The organism is Halomicrobium zhouii (assembly GCF_900114435.1).
Taxonomy (GTDB): Archaea; Halobacteriota; Halobacteria; order Halobacteriales; family Haloarculaceae; genus Halomicrobium; species Halomicrobium zhouii.
Genome location: NZ_FOZK01000005.1, coordinates 153,173 through 175,253 on the forward strand (window position 1 = coordinate 153,173; position 22,081 = coordinate 175,253).

The 22,081-nt window shown below is 67.1% G+C and carries 25 protein-coding genes; 13 read left to right on the plus strand and 12 right to left on the minus strand.

The window, feature by feature from the left end:
- Positions 1 to 16 precede the first annotated feature (16 nt).
- Positions 17 to 550, plus strand: coding sequence for a TrpY family transcription regulator (locus BM337_RS19145; protein ID WP_089818987.1), 534 nt, complete (start codon positions 17 to 19; stop codon positions 548 to 550).
- A gap of 2 nt (positions 551 to 552) precedes the next feature.
- Positions 553 to 1,410, plus strand: coding sequence for a hypothetical protein (locus BM337_RS19150; protein ID WP_177227733.1), 858 nt, complete (start codon positions 553 to 555; stop codon positions 1,408 to 1,410).
- Between the two features lie 63 nt (positions 1,411 to 1,473).
- Here BM337_RS19150 and BM337_RS21330 read toward each other — a convergent pair whose 3' ends face one another.
- Positions 1,474 to 1,983: a PIN domain-containing protein gene (locus BM337_RS21330; protein ID WP_177227735.1), complete on the minus strand. Its 510-nt coding sequence runs from the start codon at positions 1,981 to 1,983 to the stop codon at positions 1,474 to 1,476.
- An 11-nt stretch (positions 1,984 to 1,994) separates the two neighbouring features.
- Positions 1,995 to 2,348, minus strand: coding sequence for a UPF0175 family protein (locus tag BM337_RS19160; RefSeq protein WP_245778708.1), 354 nt, complete (start codon positions 2,346 to 2,348; stop codon positions 1,995 to 1,997).
- A 48-nt stretch (positions 2,349 to 2,396) separates the two neighbouring features.
- Between BM337_RS19160 and BM337_RS19165 the strand changes: the two genes are divergently transcribed.
- Complete coding sequence (locus BM337_RS19165; protein WP_089818993.1) at positions 2,397 to 3,482, plus strand: YihY/virulence factor BrkB family protein; 1,086 nt, start codon at positions 2,397 to 2,399, stop codon at positions 3,480 to 3,482.
- Complete coding sequence (locus BM337_RS19170; RefSeq protein ID WP_089818995.1) at positions 3,475 to 4,080, plus strand: IMPACT family protein; 606 nt, start codon at positions 3,475 to 3,477, stop codon at positions 4,078 to 4,080. Before BM337_RS19165 ends, BM337_RS19170 begins: the two co-directional genes overlap by 8 nt.
- A gap of 230 nt (positions 4,081 to 4,310) precedes the next feature.
- Here the strand turns inward: BM337_RS19170 and upp are convergent, their stop codons facing one another.
- The 5 genes from upp to BM337_RS19195 all read right to left on the minus strand — a co-directional run bounded on the left by upp (position 4,311) and on the right by BM337_RS19195 (position 10,736).
- Complete coding sequence (upp, locus tag BM337_RS19175) at positions 4,311 to 4,988, minus strand: uracil phosphoribosyltransferase (protein ID WP_089818998.1); 678 nt, start codon at positions 4,986 to 4,988, stop codon at positions 4,311 to 4,313.
- A 705-nt stretch (positions 4,989 to 5,693) separates the two neighbouring features.
- Positions 5,694 to 8,375: a TRAP transporter permease gene (locus BM337_RS19180; RefSeq protein WP_089819000.1), complete on the minus strand. Its 2,682-nt coding sequence runs from the start codon at positions 8,373 to 8,375 to the stop codon at positions 5,694 to 5,696.
- Complete coding sequence (locus tag BM337_RS19185; protein WP_089819002.1) at positions 8,372 to 8,905, minus strand: DUF1850 domain-containing protein; 534 nt, start codon at positions 8,903 to 8,905, stop codon at positions 8,372 to 8,374. The genes BM337_RS19180 and BM337_RS19185 overlap by 4 nt, the downstream gene beginning before the upstream one ends.
- A 10-nt stretch (positions 8,906 to 8,915) precedes the next feature.
- On the minus strand, positions 8,916 to 9,983 hold the full coding sequence (locus tag BM337_RS19190) for a TAXI family TRAP transporter solute-binding subunit (protein WP_089819199.1): 1,068 nt from the start codon (positions 9,981 to 9,983) through the stop codon (positions 8,916 to 8,918).
- Between the two features lie 63 nt (positions 9,984 to 10,046).
- Positions 10,047 to 10,736, minus strand: coding sequence for a type 1 glutamine amidotransferase domain-containing protein (locus tag BM337_RS19195; protein WP_089819004.1), 690 nt, complete (start codon positions 10,734 to 10,736; stop codon positions 10,047 to 10,049).
- 162 nt (positions 10,737 to 10,898) lie between these two features.
- Here BM337_RS19195 and BM337_RS19200 point away from each other — a divergent pair, with 162 nt between their 5' ends.
- Positions 10,899 to 11,627: a DUF5828 family protein gene (locus BM337_RS19200; protein WP_089819006.1), complete on the plus strand. Its 729-nt coding sequence runs from the start codon at positions 10,899 to 10,901 to the stop codon at positions 11,625 to 11,627.
- 31 nt (positions 11,628 to 11,658) lie between these two features.
- Here the strand turns inward: BM337_RS19200 and BM337_RS21335 are convergent, their stop codons facing one another.
- Entirely contained in the window at positions 11,659 to 11,805 is a 147-nt protein-coding gene (locus BM337_RS21335; RefSeq protein WP_177227737.1) for an FmdB family zinc ribbon protein, read from the minus strand.
- Between the two features lie 159 nt (positions 11,806 to 11,964).
- On the opposite strand from BM337_RS21335, the gene BM337_RS19205 reads away from it, so the two are divergent.
- Positions 11,965 to 13,161, plus strand: a complete 1,197-nt coding sequence (locus BM337_RS19205) for an inorganic phosphate transporter (protein WP_089819008.1) — start codon at positions 11,965 to 11,967, stop codon at positions 13,159 to 13,161.
- Here BM337_RS19205 and BM337_RS19210 read toward each other — a convergent pair.
- Positions 13,158 to 13,610 (minus strand): hypothetical protein, encoded by a 453-nt coding sequence (locus tag BM337_RS19210; RefSeq protein ID WP_089819010.1) that lies wholly within the window; start codon positions 13,608 to 13,610, stop codon positions 13,158 to 13,160. The two genes, BM337_RS19205 and BM337_RS19210, sit on opposite strands and share 4 nt — an antisense overlap.
- 83 nt (positions 13,611 to 13,693) lie before the next feature.
- Entirely contained in the window at positions 13,694 to 13,873 is a 180-nt protein-coding gene (locus tag BM337_RS19215) for a DUF8107 family protein (RefSeq protein ID WP_089819012.1), read from the minus strand.
- Between the two features lie 197 nt (positions 13,874 to 14,070).
- On the opposite strand from BM337_RS19215, the gene BM337_RS19220 reads away from it, so the two are divergent.
- The 3 genes from BM337_RS19220 to BM337_RS19230 all read left to right on the plus strand — a co-directional run bounded on the left by BM337_RS19220 (position 14,071) and on the right by BM337_RS19230 (position 17,464).
- Entirely contained in the window at positions 14,071 to 14,385 is a 315-nt protein-coding gene (locus tag BM337_RS19220; RefSeq protein ID WP_089819014.1) for a DUF7990 family protein, read from the plus strand.
- Positions 14,385 to 15,353: an ArsA family ATPase gene (locus tag BM337_RS19225; RefSeq protein WP_089819015.1), complete on the plus strand. Its 969-nt coding sequence runs from the start codon at positions 14,385 to 14,387 to the stop codon at positions 15,351 to 15,353. Before BM337_RS19220 ends, BM337_RS19225 begins: the two co-directional genes overlap by 1 nt.
- Positions 15,354 to 15,598: 245 nt before the next feature.
- A complete protein-coding gene (locus BM337_RS19230) occupies positions 15,599 to 17,464 on the plus strand; it encodes a carbon starvation CstA family protein (RefSeq protein WP_089819017.1) in 1,866 nt (621 codons plus the stop codon).
- Here the strand turns inward: BM337_RS19230 and BM337_RS19235 are convergent.
- The gene (locus BM337_RS19235) at positions 17,461 to 18,126 is read right to left on the minus strand and encodes a DUF8052 family protein (protein WP_089819019.1); all 666 of its coding nucleotides are present in this window, start codon (positions 18,124 to 18,126) and stop codon (positions 17,461 to 17,463) included. The two genes, BM337_RS19230 and BM337_RS19235, sit on opposite strands and share 4 nt — an antisense overlap.
- 144 nt (positions 18,127 to 18,270) lie before the next feature.
- Between BM337_RS19235 and BM337_RS19240 the strand changes: the two genes are divergently transcribed.
- The 3 genes from BM337_RS19240 (at position 18,271) to BM337_RS19250 (ending at position 20,050) form a co-directional block, all read left to right on the plus strand.
- The gene (locus BM337_RS19240; protein ID WP_089819021.1) at positions 18,271 to 18,843 is read left to right on the plus strand and encodes a hypothetical protein; all 573 of its coding nucleotides are present in this window, start codon (positions 18,271 to 18,273) and stop codon (positions 18,841 to 18,843) included.
- 72 nt (positions 18,844 to 18,915) lie between these two features.
- Entirely contained in the window at positions 18,916 to 19,179 is a 264-nt protein-coding gene (locus BM337_RS19245) for a DUF7536 family protein (protein WP_089819023.1), read from the plus strand.
- 250 nt (positions 19,180 to 19,429) lie between these two features.
- Positions 19,430 to 20,050 (plus strand): DUF8121 family protein, encoded by a 621-nt coding sequence (locus tag BM337_RS19250; RefSeq protein ID WP_089819025.1) that lies wholly within the window; start codon positions 19,430 to 19,432, stop codon positions 20,048 to 20,050.
- A gap of 155 nt (positions 20,051 to 20,205) precedes the next feature.
- Here BM337_RS19250 and BM337_RS19255 read toward each other — a convergent pair whose 3' ends face one another.
- Positions 20,206 to 21,426 carry a potassium channel family protein gene (locus BM337_RS19255; protein ID WP_089819027.1) on the minus strand — a complete coding sequence of 407 codons (1,221 nt, stop codon included), beginning with the start codon at positions 21,424 to 21,426 and terminating at the stop codon, positions 20,206 to 20,208.
- A gap of 87 nt (positions 21,427 to 21,513) precedes the next feature.
- Between BM337_RS19255 and BM337_RS19260 the strand changes: the two genes are divergently transcribed.
- Entirely contained in the window at positions 21,514 to 22,059 is a 546-nt protein-coding gene (locus BM337_RS19260; protein ID WP_089819030.1) for a GNAT family N-acetyltransferase, read from the plus strand.
- Positions 22,060 to 22,081: the final 22 nt, after the last annotated feature.

The following is a 22,081-nucleotide window of genomic DNA, read 5'->3' on the forward strand; positions in this document are numbered from 1 at the left end:
GGATGCGAGGGAAGCGATGAGCGACGGCGGCCCACCGGGCGGCGCGACGTTCGACGAGATCATGGAGAAGTTCTCCGACTCCCCCGGCCAGCAGGCCGTCATCCGCCTGCTGCTCGAACGGGGCTTCTCCGTCAACGAGGAGGGCCGGGTCGTCTCGGGGGGGATCGAGATCCCCAACACCGGCATCGCCCGCGAGGTGGGCGTCGACCGCCGGGTCGTCGACGCGACGACGAGCGCTATCCTCGACGACGAGGAACTGACGCGCATCTTCACGAACATCTCGGCCATCCCGAGCCTGATGGATCTCGCGCCGGTGCTCGACCTCACCGTCCTCACCGTCGCGGTGCGGGACGCCGAGGAGACGGGCATCGTCGCCACCGTCACCGACGCCATCGCCGACCACGAGCTCACCATCCGCCAGGTCATCTCTGAGGACCCGGAGTTCACCGACGAACCCGTGCTGTACGTCATCACCGACGAGGACCTGCCCGGGGAACTCATCAACGAACTCCGCGCGTTCGAGTTCGTGCGGCGTATCGAAATCGAGTGAGAATGAAACTGGTTCACGGGGTGGCGCGGTCTTCCCTTCCAAGGCGGCTATTAGTGCTTGCCCTGTGCACTGTGTGTCTCGTTGCGTCGCTCTCTGTCGCCCCTGTGTCGGCAACCGGGGCAGGTGACTCCGGTGACGTTGCTGTGTACAGTACGACGGAGACTGACTTAGATAACGCCACCGCAGTCCACACGGGGATAACGAGCGGATCTATCCTCCCCACCGAGCGGATGGTTGCCGGTGAAACGCTTGTCGTGGTCGTCGACTCCAAGCGACTCGCAACTGACCTCGACGCAGGTGCCGGCTCGCCGACCGCGCGGTTCTTCGACGCGCTCGACGGGGAGGCAGGGTTCCGAATCGTCCAGACGAACATGGATAGTCACAGCCCGCCGAAGGTCCCACGGTTGGGGCCCGAGAACGTGACGATCTACCGGAACGGGGCAACGACGTACTTCCTCGTCGACACGGGGGTGCTTGAGTTCCCCCAATATCTGGCCGGGAAAGACAAATACGAACCAGCCGGGCTACAGGACGGGGATCGGTTTGCCGTAGAGTTCGGTTACGGGCTCGGCGAGGTGCCGTTCCACGGGGCGAGCAAGTACGAACCTGCAGGCCCGGCCGTCACCCTGTACACAGCCGAAAGCGGACTGCCCGAGACGCCGACGGAGTCGGCCACTGCGGCCCAGACTGCGACGCCGGGTGAAACAGAGACGGCACCGCCGGTCGATTCACGCACGAATGAGACGGAGGAACGAACGCCGTACGCGACCGGGGAAGATGGTGCTGGCTTTACGCTAACCGCTGCCTCCGCTGCCCTGATCTTACTGGCCGCTGCTGTGGCACGTCGCCAGTCCGGATAACCGTTCAGGATGAATCGAAGCAAGCCACGCGATGTGAGTCTCCAGTTACCGACGATCCCAAACTCACAGATACTCGAACAGATCGGCCCGATCCTGCTCCGAAAACCGATAGCCGTCGTTCTCACGGAGTGAATCGATCACCGATGAAAGGGCCGACTTCGACGCAATGAGGTCTCTCACAAGCGCCGCTTCCAGAAGTAGTTTCAGATCCCACACCTCAACACCACGTTGAGCAGCCATTTCGCCCGCATGTCCGTCGTCGGTTAGGAGCCGCTCGTCACGATTCTGTGCCACTGCAATACATTCTGCGTCGGTAAACGCGAGCGTCGCATCGGCAACGTCGTCGGCCAACTGGAGTTCGGCTTCGGTCAGCGAGCGAATTTCTAGCCACCCGCCTCGATAGGCTTTGACGTCGTCGATCCGTCCGACAAACTCGTATCCGGCGACGGCGTCCTGACTGAGTTCGTCGAAGACGGACGAAACTGTGCCGACGTCGTCGAACAGGCCGGGAAGCAGTTCCAGACGGCTGATCTTCGCCAGCGAACTCAAAACGTTGTTATCGACGACGACCATCTGAAAACCTCCTACTCCAGTCCTTCGAGGCGACTCTCACGTTCGTCTTCGTCGAGGAAGCCAATATTCCGGCCGACGCCGCGGTCCTGCAGTATCTCCTTGAACTCCTCCGGGCTATACCCGGCGAGCTCTGCCGCGCGATTGAGGCTCACGTCCCCGGTTTTGTACTGCTCGACGGCGAGTTCGACGCGGAGCTCCGGTCGCTTCTCCAGTAACGCCCGGAACGCTTCTTCGAGGAACTCCTCCTCGGTGTCGAAGCGTCCTGACTTCCTGAGAAGGTCGATGTTTTCCTGAACGTCGATCATTGACTGGGGACTCCTTGCGGGGACTTCTATCTTCAGCGTAATAAACGGTGAGGCAGACACGATGCCCCTCGTCAACTCGGTTTTCCGGCCGGCGACCCAACCATACGCATGCGCATCCACCGACGAGCCGGGGCCCTCGGCCGGGCCGTCTGGCGAGAGATTCGCGCCGAGCGGCTGACGTTCATGGCGGGCTCGATCGCTTACCACGCGTTCGTCTCGCTGCTCCCGTTCATGCTCGTCGTCCTGTTGCTCGTCAGCAGAGTCGACGACCAGGCCACCGCCGTCGAGGTGATTACGGCGATGACCACGTACCTCTCGCCGAACGCCAGCGACCTGGTGACCAGCACCGTCAGAGAGGCGACCGCCCAGACCAGCCTCTCGGTCCTCGGCGTCGGCGTGCTCCTCTGGGGAGCCATCAAGATCTTCCGGAGCCTCGACGAGGCCTTCTCCGACATCTACGACGTCACCACAGAGAAGGGGCTAGTCGACTCCTTCACGGACGCCATCGTCGCGCTGGCAGCGGTCGGCCTCGGCCTCGGCGTCGCGGGGGTCATCGGCTCGGTGGTCACCTTCGGCGACGGGCAGGTGGGGAGCCTCCTCGGCACCGTCGTCTCGACGGCGAGCCTCGCCATCGTCTTCCTGCCGCTGTTCTACCTCTTCCCCGACGAGGACGTCACCGTCCGCGAGATCGTGCCGGGAACAATCCTGGCGGCCGTCGGCTGGACGGTCCTGGAGTTCCTCTTTCGCTACTACGTCGCCGTCGCCAGCGTCGGCGAGCGCTACGGCGTCCTCGGCACCGTCCTCCTGCTCCTGACGTGGCTCTACTTCAGCGGGTTCGTCCTGCTGGTCGGCGCAGCGGTCAACGCCGTCCTCGCCGGGCGGTCGGTCGATAGCTCCGAGGCCGGGTGGGGCGAGAACCGCGACGCGAAGGAACGGGCGCCCTTTACCGACCCCCTCCGCAGAATCGAGGACGCACTCGACGCCGGCGAGCCCCTGTCGGTCGCCGTCCGCGACGAGTCGGTGGCCCTGCCGACCCCGGACGAACACGAGGTCACGGTGTCGGCGCCGAACCGCCCCGAGTCGCTCGGTGGCGACGAGGTGGAGGGACGACTCATCCTCCGATGGGTCTACGGCCGCTCCGTCGGCGAGGGCAAGAGCGAAGAGCGGGAGGTCCCAACCGACGGACGTGAGTAGCGACGACGAGGCGTACCGGACGGTGGGGGAGCGAGGCCGGGCCGCCTTCGAAGTCCGGGGCTCGGAGTTCATCGGCCACGTCGCGCCCGTCACGACCGTCGACGAGGCGGAGTCGTTCGTCGCGAGGGTCGCGGACGAGTACGACGACGCCACCCACAACGTCCCGGCCTATCGCGTCCGGGCCGACCCGCTCCGGGAGTATTCCAGCGACGACGGCGAACCCTCGGGCAGCGCCGGCAAGCCCGCGCTCAACGTCCTCCAGCAGCGCGACGTCGAGAACGCCGTCGCCGTCGTCACCCGCTACTACGGCGGGACGAACCTCGGCGTCGGCGGCCTCGCCCGCTCGTACTCCCGGGCCGTGAAGGATGCCGTCGACGACGCCGGCGTCGTCACCGAACGGCCCCACGAGCGCTTCTCCGTCACCGTCGAGTACGACGACTCCGGCGACGTCAGGGGCATCCTGGAGAGCGCCGGCGTCGAGTTCGATGCCGACTACGCCGAGGAAGTGGTGTTCGACGTTCGCGTGCCGGTCGTCGAGAGCGACGACCTGCGAGACAGGATCGCTAGCGCGACGAGCGGTCGGGCGCGAACGGAGTGAGCGGTCGGCGGACAAGCCAGCGCCGACCAGAGGGAGCCGCGAGCAGCAGGCGTCCACTCACAGGCAGCACGGTTCGTCGTCCGACTAGTTTTCGCGCACGTTCGAAATACGACCACCGTTTCAAATGGAGAATAATACCGATTTTTCGGATCTGTCGTCCTACCCACTGGTGGTTTCCACCCGAAACGAGAGGGTTCGCGGATCGTCGAAGTAGGCGGTGGCTTCCGGGCTCACGTCGTCCGGAACGCGCGGTCGCCGGCGTCGCCGAGGCCGGGGACGATGAAGCCGTCGTCGTCGAGTTCGTCGTCGATAGAGACGGTGAGCAGGTCGACGTCGGGGAACCGTTCGTTCAGTCGCACGAGCCCCGGCGGCGCGCTCACCGCGGAGAGGACGATCAGGTTCTCGGGCTCGGGCGACCCAGACAGTATCTCGTCGAGGACGGCGACCATCGTCGACCCCGTCGCCAGCATCGGGTCGGCGACGATGACGGTGTCCTCTTCGGTGATCTCCGGCATCTTCACGTAGTCGACGGAGATGGGGAAGCTCCCGTCCTCGCCCTGGCCGGCCTCCTCGTCCCGGCTGGCGGAGATGACACCCTGGCGGGCCCGCGGGAACGCCTTGAGCAACCCCTCGACGAACGGGGTCGCCGCCCGGAGCACGTTGACGATGACGACGTCGTCGAGCCCCTTGACGCGCTCGCCCATGGTCTCGGTCAGCGGCGTCTGTATCTCGACGTACTCGGTCTCCATCCGGCCGTCGATGATCTCGTAGCCGCAGATGCGGCCCAGGCGGACCAGCCCCTTCCGGAAGGCGACCTGTTCGGTGTCGACGTCGCGCAGCGTCGAGAGCTGATCGCGTGCGAGGGCGTGCGTGACAACGGACGCGTCGCCCCGGTCCTCGATTGTCATTGGAGGGTCGTTGCCCGCCACGGTCTAAACGATGTTGGGTTCCCGCGAGTGGGGTTGGTGAGCGTGAATGTGTTTTAGAGTGTGTGGTGTGTGTGGGCGATTCTCAACTGCATTGGTTAAACGATCGCCAACAGCAAGACGTCGAAAGCCCTCGGCGGGCTCGACTCGCGCGCCACAGTCTGCGCTCCTCGCTGCGCTCCGGTGCTTGACGTGGCGTGCTTCGTCGACCCCGCCTCGCCCTTTCAGTCCACCAGGTCAGCACCGCTCCTGCCCTTCCCCTGGTCGCGCGTCCCTCGCGTCTGCTCGGGGACGCGCTCCCGGCCAAGCGGTTGCGGAGCGGTCAGGATGCGTGATTCGCGCCAGACGGCGCGAATCCGGGGAGGTTTTGGTGTCTTGGCGAGCGAAGCGAGCCAAGGCTCGTCAGAGCTCGCTCTGACGGTGGAGTCAATCGCGAGCGCGTGGCGAACGACGTGAGGCCGCGCGAGCGACGCAGTTCCTGGAGGAATGAAAGGGCGAGGGGCGGTCGGCGATGCCGGACGAAGTAAGCACCGGAACGAAGTGAGGAGCGCAGCGAGTCCCGTGAGTCGAGCGCGCCGAGGGCTTTCAAGATGTTGCTGTCCCCAATCGCGTCTACAATTCGAATCCACCAAATCGCTCAGTACACATCCTCTACTGATCACGCGAACACACGTCCCCAATCCCCACTCAAACGGCCTCTGCCGTCCGACCCGACTCGGTACCCGCACTCCCCCGCCGACGGTTCCGTACGAGCAGGGCGGCGAACAGGAGCAGGCCGACGGCCCGGAGCACCAGGTCGAGAAACAGCGTCACCTCGCCGCTGGCGACGCCGACGAGTTCGAGGAGGTCGTACGTCCCGGAGACGGCCAGGCTCGGCGCCATCAGGAGGAGCGAACTGAGGGCGAACAGCGCGCGGTCGAGGCGGGAGACGTCGGCGTAGACGTAGCCGATCACCGTCGCCGCCAGGGCGACGACACCGAGGAAGACGCCGACGACCGGGATCACGACTTCCGGGATGGCCCAGGCCGGGTCGGTCAGGTCGGCGGCGTCGAGGACCCGGAACTTTTCGCCGGGTGGGAGGTCGGCGGCGTCGGGGTTCTCCCGGAGCAACACGATGCCGGGCGTGAGGACGAACGCGAAGGGGACGATGGCCTTGTTGAGCGACAGCGAGAACGCCTCGATGCCCGTCTGGAACGGGTCGGACTTCGCGACGCCGGAGGCGGCGTAGGCCGCGACGGCGACGGGCGGCGTGATGTCGGCGATGACGCCGAAGTAGAGGATGAACAGGTGGGCCGCCAGTTCCGGGATGCCGAAGCCGACCAGGGCGGGGCCGAGCATCGAGACGAGGATGATGTAGGTGACGGTCGTCGGCATCCCCATCCCGAGGATGATACAGGAGACGGCGGTGATGAGGAGCAAGAGGACGAGCGACCCGCCGGCGACCGACCGGATGAGCGCGACCAGGTTCGGGCCGAGGCCGGAGACGCTGATGACGCCGGGAATCACACCCGCGGCGGCGACGGCGATGACGATGGGAACCGCCGTCCGGGCGCCGGCGTCCATGGACTTCCCGATGAACCCGACGAATCGGGCGAGGCCGTTGTCGCGCAGGTCGGGCCGGTCGATCCAGCCGGTGACGGCGGCCAGCGAGTCGTCGACTTGCTGGTCGAGTTCCAGCAGTGACGAGTCCAGCCGCGGTTTCGACGCCAGCGTGAGCACGCCGGCGCCCATCAGTATCCAGCCGATCTGGCCGAGCGTCGCGTTCAGGGCCGCGCCGACCGTTCCCGCGTCGGCGCTGCCGACCAGGTTCCAGGCGAACGCGAGCAGCGAGATCCCGACGAACGAGGCGACGAGTCGGCCGCGCGTCTCGTCGCTATAGGCCGCGACGAGCGCGATGAGCGCCGTGATGGCGATCAGCGTGAACCAGGCCGAGCGGGCGACCGACAGGCGCTCGACGATGAGGTAGTACAGCAGCAGGAGGATCGGCGCGAGGTAGAACCAGCCGCTCCGGAGGTGGTTCCACGGCTGCACGAGGTCAGCGGGGTCGAGGCCGCCGATGCCGACCCGGGACGCCTCGAAGTGGACCATCACCCAGACGCCGAAGAAGAAGACGATGGCCGGGATGGTCGCGACGATGATGACGTCGGCGAACGGCGTCGCCGTGTACTGGACGATGAGGAAGGCGGCGGCGCCCATCACCGGTGGGAGGATCTGGCCGCCGGAGGAGGCGGAGGACTCGACCCCGCCGGCGAACTCGGGGCTGTACCCCGAGCGCTTCATCAGCGGGATGGTGAACGCGCCCGTCGTCACCGTGTTCGCGATGGAGGAGCCGGAGATGGTGCCCATGAAGCCGCTGGCGAGGATGGACGCCTTGGCCGGGCCACCCTTCCGGGTGCCCGTCGCCGCGTAGGCCAGGTCGATGAACCACTGGCCTGCGCCGGACATCTCCAGGAACGCGCCGAAGAGGATGAAGATGTAGATGAACTGCACCGACACCGTCACCGGGATGCCGAAGACGCCGTTCTCCGTGTTGTACCAGAGGTTCTGGACGATTGACTCCCAGGAGAGCGGCGGGATGGAGAGCACGCCGACGTAGGCGGCGTCCTGGGGGATCACGAACCCCCACCGCGCGTAGACGACGAAGGCGGCGACGATGATCATCAGGTAGAGGCTGATCGCCCGCCGGGTCGCCTCCAGGACGAGCAGGACGCCGACGACGCCCAGCGCGAACGCGTATGAGGTGTCGGCGAGCGGGCCGAACAGCCAGGCGACCGGTTCGAGGAACGTGAACACCTCCACGACCGGGCGGCCGGACCGGAGGCCGAACACGCGCATGTTCTGGATCTCCTGGAAGTCCGTGACGAAGTAGGCCACCGAGAGGAAAGCGATCGCGATGAGGACCAGATCCATCGGCGTGACCCGGTCCAGGTCGGGGTCGACGAAGGCCCACCGCAGGCCGTCGCCGACTCGCTCGACGCCGCGGGTCACCGGGTGACCGGCGCCGAACCGATCCCGGACCCCTTCGCCGAACGCTGCCAGCCGTCGCGTCACCGGCCCGTCGCCGGTCGTCGCGGGGTACATCAGGAAGGTGAGGACCAGGGCGAAGCCGACGTGGATGGCGTTGACCTGGAGCAACTGGAGCGTCGCCAGTTCGAACTCGCCGTACACCGGGAGCGTCACCTCGAACGCCTGGCCGCGCGCGGCGAACCACAGCTGGAAGGCCGAGAAGGCGATGCCGATGGTCGCCACGGCGACGGCGAGCCACCCCCGGATGGACCGCTTGCGCTCTATCTCCTGAAGGATGGCGTCGGTGTCTGTCTCCTCGTCGGCGTCCGGTCGATCTGGGTCGTCTCCTGGGTCGGCAGTCATGGAAGCACATCCTCGAACGTCGCGGCTATCGTCGAACGGTTGGTCACGTGGATCCGGACCGAGCGCGCGTCGGTCCGGTTCACCAGGTCGTAGGTTCTGTCACCGACGTGGAGGCGGTGGCCGGCGACGCGGCCGGGCTTGACCGTCAGCTCCGAGACGTTGCCGTCCGGATCGTAGACGAACGTCCCGTTCTCCAGGGTAACGTTCGCGTCGGCGGGCAGCCCCCAGCCGTAGGACTCGAACTCCATGCGGGTCATCTCCAGGCGGTCGCCCCGGACCGTGTACTCGTCGTAGACGCGGGACTTCTCGACGCTGTGGGTGTACTCCAGCGCCACCGTCGTGCCGTTCTCGACCGGTGTCGAGAGGTACCGCTCGCCGGTCTCGACGTCGGCGACGACGAGCGTCCGCTCCGCGGGCCCGTCGAGCGCACCGCTCACCGCGGACCCGACACCGGCCGCCCCGAGCGCACCTGCTGCGACGACGATGACCAGCACGCCGCACGCGCCGAGGACTGCGCCTGTCCGGACCATCCGACGCGGTTCAGGCGTCGAAGTAGGCGGCCGCTCCCTCGTGGAGCTCGATCGACATGCCGTCCTGTGCGGAGTCGGCGGTGATGAAGTCCGTCTTGATCGACAGCTGGTCGGTGTTGTCGAAGATGGCCGCAGTGACGGTCTCGACGGTCTCGGCGGGCTGTTCGGCGTTGGTGGCGATCATCGCCTGGACGGCGACCGTGGGGACGGCGTCCTCGACGCCGGAGTACGTCCCGCCGGGGATCTCGTCCTCCGAGAACCAGTCGGCCGCGTCCATGACGGCCTGGCGGTTCTCGCCCTCGATGGGGACGATGTTGATGTCGTTGGTGTTGGCGAGATCTTCGATGGCACCGACGGGCCAGCCGCCGACGACGAAGGCGGCGTCGATGTCGCCGTTCCGGAGCTGGTCGGCGGCCTGCGAGAAGGAGGCGTTCTGCTCGTCGAACTCCTCGATGCCGACCGCCTCCAGGATCTGCAGGGCGTTGACCTGCGTCCCCGACCCGAGGTCGCCGGTGTTGATCGTCGCGCCCGCCAGGCCGGAGAGCTGTTCGATGCCCGTGTCCGCCAGCGTGACGATGGTTATCGTCTCGGGGTACAGCGTCGCGACGCCTCGCAGGTTCTCGACGGGGTTGCCCTCGAAGGCCTCGATGCCCGTCCCGTTCTTCGCGAACGACGCGACGTCGTTCTGGATGAGCGCGAAGTCGGCGTCGCCGTTGGCCAGGCTGCCGACGTTCTCCACGCTCGCGCCCGTCGACTGGACGTTCAGCGTGTAGTCGGTGTTGTCCTCGACGATAGTCTTGAACTCGTTCGAGAGCGGGTAGTAGGTCCCGCCCTGGCCGCCAGCGTGCCAGGAGAGTCGGGTTTCGGCGCCACCACCGCCGTCGCCGCCGTCTGCCTCGCTCGTCGTCGTCGTCTCCGTGGGAGAACCGCCGTCCTCGCCGTCGGCCTCGGTCTCCGTCTCGGCGCCACCGTCGCCACCGTCACCGCCATCGCCACCCTCGCCACACCCGGCGAGCGCGACGACGCCACTGAGTCCGGCTACTCGAAGAAATCTCCGTCGGGTCTGATCACGCGTCATACCCCACATGTAGCGTAGCCGGTCGCATAGTTATGCGACGCAAAAATCGGCGTATGGGTGTCTCTACTGGGCGGCAACGCCCAGTTCGTCGATCAGCGTCTGGGCGGCCTCGGTCGAGGACTCCGGCCCCCGTGCGGTGATCAGGTCGCCGTCGACCGTGACGCTCGAATCCGCGTCCAGTTCGGCGTCCCAGTTACCGCCCGCCGCGACGACCTCGTCCTCGACCCAGTAGGGGAGTTTCCGGCCGTCCGGCAGGCGGTCGTACTCGTCGACGATGCCCTCCTCCCACTCGTTCGGGAAGCCGGTGACGTCGCGGCCCTCGACGAGCAACTCGCCGTCGGAGTTCCTGGTGAAGGCCAGGATGCCGACGGCGTGGCAGACGACCAGCGCCGTGCCCTCCTCGCCCTCGACCGCGTCGCGCAGGAGCGCGCGGGCGTGGGTGTCCTGATTGACGTCCCACTCAGCCCCGTGGCCGCCCGGGAAGACGACGGCGTCGTAGTCGGCGGCGTCGACCGTCGCGACCGGTTCCGGGTCGTTCAGGCGCTCGTCGGTCTCGTGGATTTCGCGGATCCGCTCGGCCTCCTCCTCGCCGACGCTGTCGGGGTCGACCGAGCGCTCGTCGATCTCCGGCGGGTCGCCCGACGGCGTCGCGACGGTGGCGTCGACGTCGGCCGCGTCCAGCGCTGTCAGCGGGTCTATACATTCTTCGCCCCAGTAGCCGTGTTCGCTGACGACGATCAGTGCCGATGGCATGGTGACTCTGCTTCGGGTGCCACGGCAAAAAATGTCACTGCGGGTGTCACTGTCTCTCCTACTAGAAGGTTTATGGGTCAGTATCGACTACGGCCTCTAACGACGAATGGCCCCCCGACGCAGCCACCCCTGGGCGGTGCCGCACGAGTATTCTGAGCTACCATGAAGGACATAGAGGAGAGCGTCTCCGGCTTCAAACGACGCGGCGGCTGGGTCGACGTCGTCGAGCACGGCGAACGCATCACACAGGCGCTACACGACCTGGCCGACGACGAAGACGTGGAAGAGGAAGTGGGCAGCGACGCCCTCGACGGGTTCGACGAGTGGCGACCCAAGAGCCACGAACGCCTCGACGACGACGTCAACGAGAAGACCGCCGAGCAGGCGAGCGTCGGCGAAGGCAAGGGCGAGAAGGCCGGCAAGGACCCCGACGACGACCTCCGGACCGCGGGCGAGAAACTGGCCGACTCCTACGAGAACCTCGACGAACCCGAGGACGCCGTCGAATCCTGGGGCGAGAGCCTGGACTACGTCGCGCGCGCCGCGGACTCGGCCGGCAGAAAGGCCCTGCGCGCCGTCGAGGACAAGGTGTACAAGAACGTGATGACCCAGATCGCGCCCTACTACTTCGACAACGAACTCGTCAGCGCGAACCTCCAGCGCGTCAACGGCGACGACCGGCCGGAGTACGTCTTCGAGGTCAACGTCAACGACGACGACCTGAAGGAACGGGTCTCCAATCGCCTGGCGGACTACGAGACCTCCGTCGACCGCTGGCACGTCAACACCGAGAAGGAGACCGAGGTCGCCCAGGCCGCCGAGGGGCTCGAAGTCACGGAGGAGGAAGTGATGGCGGAACCGGAGAAGGATCCCGGCGGCAAGACGAACTGACGAGGCGTTTTATCGCCGCGACCCTTCGGCGTCACCACTCCCGTCGTTCGATGCGGTAGCTGTCACAGGTCGGGCAGACCTGTCGGCGGTGTTCGAACGCTCGTCCGCAGCGCTGGCACTGGTACTCCCCGTGCTCGCCGTCGTCACCGAACAGGCCGCGAACGATCTGTCGAAACATCCTCCTCCCCGGACGTGAAGTGACACCTCGAATTGATATAAATCTGATCGTAGCCGCCGCGGTGGGTGTCGCTCGCGCTTGGCTCGACACGCTGAACACCACGCAATCGGGACAGGTAACCGGCAGCCTAATACAGAGTCGACAATAAGTCGGGGGCAGATGGTCGCGACAGCCACACTGGCTACGCTGGTCGTCGCGGCAGCGGCGAGCCTCTTCATGGCGTGGGCCATCGGCGCCGGGTCCTCCGGCTCCACGCCGTTCGCCCCGGCAGTGGGCGCCAACGCCATCTCGGTGATGCGAGCGGGCTTCTTCGTCGGGATTCTCGGATTCGCGGGGGCGGTGTTGCAGGGCGCGGCAGTCACCGACACTGTCGGGAACGAGCTGGTCGTACTACCCGGCGGCGGACTAACTGCCGTGGCCGCGACGATTGCGTTGACTATCGCCGCGCTCCTGGTCGCCGTCGGCATCTTCGCCGGCTACCCCATCGCGACGGCCTTTACCGTCACGGGCGCAGTCATCGGCGTCGGGATCGCGATGGGCGGTGGCCCGGCCTGGGACCAGTACGCCGTCATCGGCGGGATGTGGATCGCGATGCCGTTCGTCGGTGCCGCGATGGCGTACCTGACCGCGCGATTCCTTCGGAACGAGTCCGTGCCCGAACGCCGGGCTGTGGCGCTGCTGGGCGCGCTCGTCGGCCTGGCGCTCGTCCACATCAAGTTCGTGCTGCTCGCGCCGGGCGAGAACCAGGCCTCTATCGCGACGGCGGTCGCGCGGGCGGTCGGCGGCGGATCGCTGGTCGAAATACTGGTCTCACTCGCCGCCGTCGTCCTCGCCGCGGGCCTCCTGACGGCCGACATGCGCCGCGACGCGACTGGCGGACAGCGACGGTTCCTGCTTGCGCTCGGCGGGCTGGTGGCCTTCTCCGCCGGGGGGAGCCAGGTCGGGCTTGCTATCGGACCGCTCCAACCGCTATTACTCTCGGAGTCCGGGCCGACGGTTTCGATAACCGTCCTGCTGGTGTTCGGCGGCATCGGGCTGATCGCGGGCTCCTGGACCGGCGCACCGCGGATGATCAAGGCCGTCAGCCAGGACTACTCCTCGCTGGGGCCGCGCCGATCCATCGCGGCGCTGATGGCGGCGTTCGCGCTGGCCCAGTCCGCGGTGTACCTCGGCGTGCCCGTCTCGTTCAACGAGATAATCATCTTCTCGATCATCGGCAGCGGCTTCGCGGCCGGCGAGGGCGAGGTTAGTGCCCGAAAGATCGGGTACACGGTACTGGCCTGGATCGGGTCGCTGGTGCTCGCGTTCGGTCTGAGCTACGGCGTGTACACGGGCATCGCGATGGCGTTCTTCTAGTCGACGACGCCGGCGCGGATCAGCACTGCTTCGCTAACGGTCCAGAGGAGCGCAACGGCGACGAGTAGCGTCCCCGTCGCGACCAGTCCGAGGAAGGTGAGGATGGTGTTGACGATGCCAGTTACCTGGATAGCGACGACCGGGGCGACCAGACTCGCCACGAGAACGCTCAGTCCAGCGCCGGAGAGCTGGCGCTGGCGGCGACCCACCGTGAGAAGGCCGCCGCCGTCCGCCCGCGCGGGCGAGATGACCAGTGCGAAGCCGATGCCTGCGACCCCGACACCGCCGAGCGCGTACGTGCCGAAGTAAGCGAGTCCTGCACCGAACGCTTCACCCTGCGGGGGGGTAGCGTGGAAGCCTGCCACCACCCACGCAGAAAGCCCGACGAGAGAGAACCCGAAGAGGAAAGCGAGCGAACTGAGGGCCCCGGTGGCGCTGAGACGTCGCATAGCAGCCGATCATACAGGTGACATGAATACCTTCTGTTTCACGCAGCGAGCAGCCACGTCTCGCACGGTCCCGTCACTGACAGTCATCGCAACACGACGGCGTACGTCACGACCGCAAGGAACAGCGTCGACACCGCGACGGTCGGCCAGCTGAACTCGTTGATGCCGGCGAAATCGAGGAGGGTGACGACCATGACGCTGAAGAAAAACGAGAGTGCCAGGTCGAGCACGAGCAGGACGCGCAGGTCGCCCTCGGCGGCCATACGGTCGCTGGTCCCACGAACGGCTTTGGTATGTGGCTCCTACCCGGAGAGTACTTCGCCGATTCCCAGGCGATACCGAAGAGTGGCAGGAGAGCCGCTATCCGTCGCGACCGCACGCTTATGTTTCTCGATTGCGAAGTTCTGGGCATGGTTGTCATTGACGCCCACGGTTCGCGGTCTGGTGGTGATCGGGGCGTATGAGCGACCGACGCGCCCGGCTCGCCCGTCGTATCGCCGCGTTCCGCGAGTGGGTCGAAGAGTGGGCCCACGGCCTCTGGCACGGGATGGTCGAACACCCCGCCAGCGAGAAGATAGAGAAGGAGGCCGAGGACGTCGAGGACGCGTTCCTCTTCGCCTGCTTCGCCGACGCCTTCGGCATCCCGAGCCCCATCTCCTACTACACCGTCGAACTGCTGCCCTCCCTCGGCGACGAGTTCGAGGCCTGGGAGCGGCGGATGTGGGACCGCGGGTCGCTCCTCGAACGCAAGGGCCAGCAGTACCACGTCCACTGATGGAACGATTCGTCTTCTTCGGCGGGAAGGGCGGCGTCGGCAAGACGACCGTTGCCGCCGCCTACGCGACGAAGTGCGCCGCGGCGGGCCTGGAGACGCTCCTCGTCTCGACGGACCCTGCCCACAGCACGTCGGACGTGTTCGGCCAGCAGTTCGGCGACGACGCCCGGCGAGTCGAGGGGTTCGAGAACCTCTGGGCGATGGAGCTCGACCCCGACGAGGAGGTCGAGCGCCACCTGCAGGAGGTCCGCCGACGCATGAACGACCAGGTGAGCGCGTCCATCGTCAACGAACTCGACCGACAGATCGAACTCGCTCACCAGACGCCGGGAGCCTACGAGGCGGCGCTGTTCGACCGGTTTATCGAAGTAATGCGCAGTGCGGGTGAGTACGACCGCGTCGTCTTCGACACCTCGCCGACCGGCGGCACCCTCCGCTTGCTCGCGCTTCCGGAGTTCCTCGAGAAGTGGATCGAGCGCCTCGTCGCCAAACGCGTCCAGAGCGTCGACCTGTTCGAGAAGGCCGCCATCGGGAAGCAGGCGGCCCGCCGCCGCCTCGACGACGACCCGATCATCGCCCACCTCCGCGAGCGCAAGGAGAAATTCGAGTTCGCGGCGCGCACCCTCCGCGACGAGTCGGCGTTCTACCTCGTCCTCAACCCCGACGGACTCTCGGTCGCAGAGACGCGACGCGCCGTCGACCAGCTGGCCGACACCGGCCTGACCGTCGACGGTCTCGTCGTCAACCGGGTGACGCCGGAACCCGACGACGACGAGCAGGGCCGGGGCGCCCGGTTCCTCCGCGAGCGCGTCGCGACGGAGCGCGAGCACCTGGGGCGCATTCGCGAAACGTTCGACGAACCCGTCGTCGGGGTCATCGAGACCCGCGCGGGAGACGTCGATTCGGACCTGCTGGCGACTATCGCCGACGAACTGGACGTCAGCGTCGCCGAGTCAGTGGAGGCGTGACCGGCGCCGTCGCCGCTGTCCGAGGTGGCGGACACTCCTGACGCCCGTCCCTGCGTCTTACGTACCACCCTTTCCGCAGGACGTCGTCAGATACCTACAGGATATGACATCGCAAGCCCAGAAAGCACTCGCTACTGCCTTCGAACGTGGCAGCAGCAAGGTGTTAGAAGCACCATTCGACATATACTTTCTGGTGTAGTTAAGGCGACGCTCGGCGTCCGATTCCTGATAGGTGTTCCCATACCATGGTTCAGGTCATGTGGATGGCGGTTCTGGCACTGGTCACGTTCTCGGTCGGCTACGTCGGCTACTCCCGGTACCTGGCGAGGTTCGTGGAACTGGACGACGAGAACGAGACGCCGGCGCACAAGTACGACGACGGCCAGGAGTACGTGCCCTCGAAGCGGTCCGTACTGCTGGGCCACCACTACTCATCCATCGCGGGCGGCGCGCCCATCGCCGGCCCCATCACGGCCGCGGCAGCGTTCGGCTGGATCCCGGCGCTAATCTGGATCGCCGTCGGTAACCCGCTGTTCGGCGCGGTCCACGACTTCATGGCGCTGTCGTCGTCGGTCCGCCACGAGGGGAAGTCGATCGGCTACATCATCGGCGAGTACGTCGGCGAGCGGGGCAAGAACATGTTGCTGTGGTTCGCGTACCTGACGATCATCCTCGTCATCGCCGCGTTCGCGTACCTCATCGGGCTGGTGTTCGACGCCTTCCCGTGGACCGCGACGGCGTCGCTGGTGTACATCGCCCTGGCGGTCCTGTTCGGGGTGTACCTCTACCAGCTGAACCTGCCCTTCCTGCCGGGAGCGATCGCCTTCGTCGCGATGGTGTTCGGCGGCGTCTGGGTGGGCCTCCAGTACCCCATCGCCGTGTTCGCCCGCGAGGGGCTGCCCGCCGGGACCATCGTCCTGCTGGGCGACGGGGGTAGCTGGCTCCCGCTGGCGGCGGCGACGAACGCGAACATGGCGGCCTGGGTGTTCGTCACCATCCTCTACGCCTTCGCCGCGAGCGTGTTGCCGGTGTGGGTGTTGCTCCAGCCGCGGGACTTCCTCACCTCCAGCCTGCTGTACGTCGGCGTCGGCGGGATGATCCTCGGGGCCATCGTCGGCACCGTGGTCGGCTTCTCGCCCATCACCGTCGACGTCGCCTCGGCCGGCATCGAGGGCGTCGAGGTGACGTCGCTGACCACCCAGATCCCGGGCTGGACCGGCTTCGTCCACTCCTCGCTCGGGCCACTGTTCCCGTTCCTCTTCGTGACCATCGCCTGCGGGACGATCAGCGGCTTCCACTCGCTGGTCTCCTCGGGGACGACGGCCAAGCAACTCGACCGGGAGTCCGACGCGCGCGTCATCGGCTACGGCGGGATGCTCGGCGAGGGGCTGCTGGCCATCACTGCCGTCATCGCCGTCTCCATCATCGCGGGCGGCACCGAGACGCTGAGCTCCGCGCTCGTGACCTTCCCGGCCGGCGGCGGCGCCCTCCTCACGGTGTTCGGCCTCGGCGTCACCGCGGCGGCGACGTTCATCGGCCTCGTGTTCGTCAGCTTCCTCCTGACGAGCACGGACACGGCGATGCGCCTGGGCCGGTACATGTACGAGGAGGTCGTCGGGACGCCGGAGACCAGCCTGGAGCGGACGACGACGAATCGCTACGTCAACGCCGGCATCCTCGCGCTCGCGGGCTACCTGCTCGTCGCCAGCGGCACCTGGGAGAACATCTGGCCGCTGTTCGGCGGCGCGAACCAGTCGCTCGCGGCCCTGGCCCTGCTCGTCGCGACGGTGTGGCTGGCCAACTGGGACGACGACAAACAGCTCGTCTCCACCGGCGCGCCGCTGGTGTTCATGCTCGCCGTCACCGTCGTCGCGCTGCTGTGGATCGGGCTGCTGCGCAACCCCTCGACCATCCTCGCCGGTGAGGCCGGTGGCCTGGTCGCGACCGTGTCGCTCCTGTTCCAGAGCCTCATCGCGCTCGTGCTGGTCGGCCTCATCTTCGGCCTGGTGCGTTACAGCGTCGACGACATCAGGGAGGCCCGTGGCGGCCTCGACCGCGAGTCGCTCGTCGGCAGCGGTGGCAGCGGTCCCCCGGAACCGTCCGACGACTAGGGGAGCAGTCGCGACAGGAGTCCCGACGACGAGTCCCCCTCCTCGTCCGACTCCCACAGCGCGAACGCGCGGGCGATGTCGGCCGACTCGCTCGCGACGATGTTCTCCCTTTCCGGTGCGACGACGACCAGGTTCACCTCGTAGTGGCCGTGGTAGCCGTACTTGATCAGCGTCCGATCCGAGAAGCCCGCGACGAACGACCGGACGTCGTCGGGGACCTTCGGCGCGACGACAGCGAACGTGAAGTCGGTGCTGAAGTGCTCTTCGCTGGGCTCGACCGTCTTGTCGGCCAGGTCGTGACCCAGTTCGACGAGACGCTCTAGGTCGGCGACGGTCACCGACTCGGTCCGGCGCGCGTAGAGGTGCTCGGTCCGCTCGTGGTGGCCGTAGGTGAGGTTCGGGTGGACGAAGTGCTTCTGCGAGGTCATTGCCAGGCGGCCGTAGAGGTCGAACCGCTCGCCCGCACCGCTCTCGCCGGCCTCGACCCGGTGGTCCTTCGCCAGGTCGTAGTTGTGGAACAACCGGTCGCTCACCCGGTCGAAGTACTCGTCCTCCCAGTCGGGAACGTCGGGTTCGTTCTCGTCCCTGGCGCTCGCGCCGTCCGCCGACTCCTCGGCGTCTTCCGGTTCTCCGGGTTCGTCGGAATCGCCGGCGGCGCTCATCTGACCACCGCCGCGGTGAGCGTCATGATACCGTGGCCCATACGTCCGAAGACGACCGGTTAGTTGAAAAACACGTCGGCGGAGCGAGGGCGGCTACTCGGTCGGGGCCCACCTTCAAGCCGTCACGAACGCAATATTGCTCGTATGTCCCTCCTCGCCCTCCTCCGCCCGACTCGGGCGATGGCGTTCCCGTTCGCCGCCGTCCTGTTCCCGCTCCTCTGGTTCGTCTACCGCGACGCGACCGGGGTCGACCGGTTCGCGACGTCGTCCCCCCGGATACTCGCACTCGTCGGCGCGGCGGTCCTCGTCAGTTACGCCGCTGCCGTCGTCGTCGGGGCAGTTATCGACTCTGCAGCCGGGGCCCCTAGCCGCACGAAACCGCTCTTCGCGCCGTCGAACGGTGCCCTCACGGTCGTCGCCGTCGTCAGCACGCTCCTGGGTCTGTACCTCCTCGGGGACGCGACGGGCGTCGTCCCGCGCTGGCTCACCACCGTCCTGACCCCCGTCGGAATCGCAGTGGGCTGGCCGATGCTCGTCGCCATCCTCGCGACCTACGCCGTCGGGAACGCGCTCGGGACCGAACTGCCCCTGGCTGTCGAGGGGGCGGTCGTCGCCGTCGGGATCGTCGCCAGCGTCGCCTGGCTGTTCGTTCTCGCGTCCTGGTTCGCGGCGTTCGCGACTGGTCGCTCCGCCACGGGCCACTCATCGGCGTCGTGAACGACGCCCCACGCCCTCGCTTCGTCGCTCCGAACCGACGCGCCCATAATCGCCCCCGCCCAACCCGCGGACGTGTCAGAACGCACCGAACCGTCGGGGCGGGCCGCGTTCGTCCGCGCGCTAAACGTCCGGCGCAACGCGAAGTGGGGGTTCGCCGTCTCCCTGGTCGTCACGCTGGCAGTCTTCGGCTTCTTCGTCGTCGTCCCCGGGACGACTCGTCCGTCGGTGCTCTACGTCGCCCTGGGGTTCGTCCTCGCCGTCTCGCTCGGGGGGCTGACGACGGCCGTCTTCACGCTGTTCTCGGCTATCCGGCTGGCGCGGGAGACGGAGGCGTAGAGCAGGCGGATGGTGCTAGTTCGGGCTGGCTCTGTTTTCGACCACGTCCGAGCGAAACCACGGTTCGGAGCGGGCGCCCACAGATCGATGTGCGGGCTGTGGCTCTCAGTCTTCTGCCAGGGACCTTCGCCGGAGATAGCGCGTGCTTTCGGCCCACGACCAGGCGGTGACTCCTCGAAGGTGAGTACGCGATCAGGGATCCGGTAGTAGTTCCTCAACGTTCTTGATGCTGCCGGCAATTTCGCCGTCTATGCGCCGTCGCGCATTCCTCGCGTCCGCCCTGACCGCCGCCTCCGCCACCGCTGCGGGGTGTAACGCTGTCGAGTCACGAACCGAACACACGGACCCGGCGGTAGAGACCGACGACAACCCGCGGGACGACGGCAAATATCTCGAATTTCGCGACGACGGGACCGGTCTCGCTACCGTGGGCGTCGACCCCAGGTTCTCTCCCTTGCCGGACCATTTCCACGTCTGGATTTCGCACCCCGAGGATACCGAACTGCAGTCGATGACACAGCGGTTCGTGGCCCTGGGCGGTGACGGCACCGCGCCACGCCTATCGCTCCAGGGGCCATTCATGGGTGACCACAGACCGCACCCGGCCGTGTCGCTGTTCCGAGAGGGGACCGCTGCAGTCGTCGAAGTCCACCGGTTCGGCGAAATTGCCGACGAGACCGCGTTCATCGACTTCCCGGTTACCCACTGGCCGGCGTCGGCCCGTCGACTCGTCGTCGAGAACACCGTGGAACTCGCCGAAGCGGGGCTGGTCGATCGGACACACGTCCTCGACGGATCACTCGAATTCGAGTTTACCGCCGAGACCGAAGCCGGCGAACGGACCGCCGACACGCCCGGTTCGTCGGAATAGGGCCGTCGAGCGCGGGTGCCGCTGGCCCCATTCGAGTGTTTGGACCACGCCGCAGAGCCCCGTCACGGGCGTCTCGAGCCTCGTCGCTCGCTCGCAAAAACACCGCTGTGGCCTGGCAGTACTCCCGCTCGTCGGTGGATTCCTGCCAGTAACGACTACCCGGCTTTCGCCAGTGCGGTAAACCGTTCCGCGCCCGAGCGCGTCCCCTTGGCGATGAGGACGTCGCCGCTGCCGAGCGTCGTCGCCGCGCTGGGGGAGACGACCCAGTCGCTCCCCTCGCGGGTGGCGCGCTCGCTCCCGGCGGCCCGCCGGATCGCGATGACGCGCATCCCGGTCTCCGTCTTCACCTGCTCGGCGCCGATGGTAGTGCCGTCGAAGGCGCTACCTGACTCCACCGCGACGCGGACGATAATCTCGTCGGACTCCTGGACTGCTTCGGCGACCACGGGGTGGGTCGAGAGCCCGCGCAGGACGCCTTCACTGATCTCGAGGGCGGCGTCGGAGATGACCTCCGTCGACCGGGCGAGGTGGACCAGCCCCCGGAGGCTCACGGGGTCCTCGACGCGGCCGGCGGCCTGGAGCGTCCATGCCTCGAAGCGGGACTGGAGGGCGTCGACCTCGGCCTCGAGTTCGACGACCTCCTCGGCGACGTCCTGGCTGTCGAACAGCACGGCGCCGTAGGCCAGGTCGACGGCGAGTTCGCCCATGTCCTTCATCAGGACGATGGAGTCGACGGCCCGCTCCAGATCGGTGAGTTCGCTCTCGGGCGGTTCCGGCGGTTCGTAGGTCTCCCCGCCCGTCGCGTCCCGGTAGACGTCCAGAATCCCTTCCTCGGGCCCGCGGAAGAGGACGACGTCGCCGGCCCGGAGCGCCGTCTCGGCGTCGGGGTTGAGCAGCCAGTCGCCCTGCCGGCGGACGGCGATGGCGCGGACGCCCGTCTCGGTCTCCAGGTTGAGCGTCGCCATCGTCTCGCCCGCGAACGGCGAGTCCGGGGAAATCGTCGCGCGCACGAGCGTCTCGACGGCCTCGGGCAGGGCCGCCCGCATCGCGTCGGGGAGGCCGATGTCTTCGAGTACTACTTTGGCGATGTCGCCGGCGGCGTCGGAGATCTTCTCGGCGGCGCCGACCATCCCAAGCACCGGCGCCAGCGCCTCGGCGTCCTCCGTCGACCGGGCGGCCATGAGCAGGCTCATCCGGGCCCGTAGCTGGAGGACGTCCATCTGCGCTTCCAGTTCCAGCACCTCGGCGGCCACCTCGTCGCTGCCCAGCAAGACGGCGGAGTACGACAGGTCGATCAGTAGCTCCGCGGTGTCCTTCATCTCGGCCAGTATCGCCTTGACGCTAACTGGCTCGTACGCCACTTCGTCGCCGGACATACGTTCCTCTCCGGGACCGGCGGGCAAAAAACCGGTCGTTGCAGCACCACCAGAAAACGTATCCTGACCGTGGACGACGATTTCCCCATGCCAGGCACACGCGTCGCGAGCGGTGAGCGCGTCACCCTCCGGACGGTCGAGAGCGAGGACGTGCCGTTCCTCCAGCGGGGCAACGAGCCCGAACTCCGGTACCCCCTCGGAACCCCGGTCAGGACCCGTGACCAGATCGAGACGGCGTTCGAGGAGTCGGACGACGACCGGTTCCTCGTCTGTCTCGACGGCGACGACGCCGACCCGGGCCAGGTCGACGTCGAGAACGTGGACCGGATTGGCTTCGTCTCCGTGGAGGACGCCGACTGGAAGCGTCCCGAACTGGGCTACTGGCTCGTCCCAGCGGTCCACGGCGAGGGATACGGGAGCGAGGCCGTCGCCCTCGCCGTCGACTACACGTTCCGGACCTACGACACGCCGGCCGTCGGGGCGGGTGCGTTCGCGTTCAACGACGCCTCCCGGGGCCTGCTGGAGTCCCTGGGATTCACCGAGGAGGGTCGGCGTCGGAAGTTCATGTTCGTCGACGGCGAGCACCGCGACATGGTCCAGTACGGCCTGCTGCGGGAGGAGTGGCGCGACTGATCTCGCGGGCTATGTTATCACC